Origin of the sequence: Clostridium sp. CF012, from assembly GCF_018861755.1 — a bacterium.
Lineage (GTDB): Bacteria > Bacillota > Clostridia > Clostridiales > Clostridiaceae > Clostridium_AD.
Genome location: NZ_JAHLEF010000094.1, coordinates 1 through 1457 on the forward strand (window position 1 = coordinate 1; position 1457 = coordinate 1457).

Below are 1457 nucleotides of genomic sequence, written 5' to 3' on the forward strand. Positions count from 1 at the left end.
CCATGAGCATATATATCTACCTTTCTGTCAGTAGTTGTGTTCTGATTATCTAGCCACATTTCGATTATTTGTGTTCTAGTGTTTGCTGGTGTTGTATATCTTGCTGTAACCGCGGTACTTATAGCACTCTGAAATAATTTTTTAGGTGATACATATCCTATAGGCATTAAATCATTCCCCCATTCTGAATTTTCTTTGAATATTTAAAATCTTAATATTTACCGCATTAAATTGTGTCACATTATCAGCCTAAGTCGTCACAAGTAAAAACGCCACAAACTTTTATTGTTTGTGACGCCTAATATGAAATATTACGTTGCAGAGTTTTATTTTCGTAACCCAAATATACAAATAATGCTAAGTAACCTTCACAGAATTACCTAATCATTTAAAAATCTACCCATTAAAATAATATCCTTGTAACCTTCATTTGTTTTTATAGCTTTTCTTTTTTTGCCTTCTTCAATGAAACCAAATTTTTTATAAAGTAATATCGCTGGGGCATTATCTTCAAAAACTTCTAACTCAATTTTTTCAACTTTATTTAGTTTAGCCCATTCAATAACCTTTTTCGTCAGTGAATTACCTACACCTAGTCCAGTGTACTCTTTTAAAATAGTTATACCAAATACACCAATATGATTTAACTTACTTAAACTACTTCTATCTAAAGTAGTTGAGCCTACTATTTTTCCCTCTATTTCTACAATCAAAAAAAGTGCTGCATTTTTTATGTATTCCTCTTCCTGCTCAATAGTAAAATTAAATTCATCAGATGTCCTTGGGAAAAATGGTACTTCATTCATAACTTGTTTAACTAACATTATAATTTCGGTGGCATCTCTAGCTTCAGCATTTCTAATAAGTAAATTTTTACCCTTAATTAAATTTTCTATCATTTCTTATCCCCCTTATATACTTTTAATTTGAATTACCAGTTAGTTCATACTTATATAAAAAATGCGACAGAACTGAATATAAAATTACGTTACATCAAATCTACAAATTTGATTTATCAGTTTCATACAGTAATAACTCTATTAAAATCTACATATGCGGCATAGGTGCTTCATAACAACCATATTTATGAAAATTGTACCATTCAAGAATACTTTTTTGAGGTGCAACTTCTAACGCAATCATTACTTCTTTAGCAAATTCCAAAGGCGCTGTGCCATTTGCTGTAATAATATTATTATCGCTCACTGCCGGTTGCATCATATACTTTTCTTCTCCCATATAAGAATCTCCAGCCCATTGCTTCAAATCATGTAAATCATTACTAGTATGTTTTACATTGTTTAGAATACCCATTTTACCTAAAAAAACTGAAGCATCACAAATACTAAAATGTACCCTATAGAGTAGACGATTTAAAAAAACCTACGCTATAGGGTTTTTCTATGTATAATGGAATAAAGATTAGAGGTGGATAAATGAGCATTAAGGATTTTACA

General features: G+C 30.2%; 2 protein-coding genes. Both read right to left on the minus strand.

Features of this window, described 5'->3' with window-relative positions:
• Window positions 1-380 precede the first annotated feature (380 nt).
• A complete protein-coding gene (locus KPL50_RS26395) occupies window positions 381-899 on the minus strand; it encodes a GNAT family N-acetyltransferase (RefSeq protein ID WP_216301442.1) in 519 nt (172 codons plus the stop codon).
• A gap of 148 nt (window positions 900-1047) precedes the next feature.
• Window positions 1048-1344 (minus strand): DJ-1/PfpI family protein, encoded by a 297-nt coding sequence (locus tag KPL50_RS26400; protein ID WP_375372966.1) that lies wholly within the window; start codon window positions 1342-1344, stop codon window positions 1048-1050.
• Window positions 1345-1457: the final 113 nt, after the last annotated feature.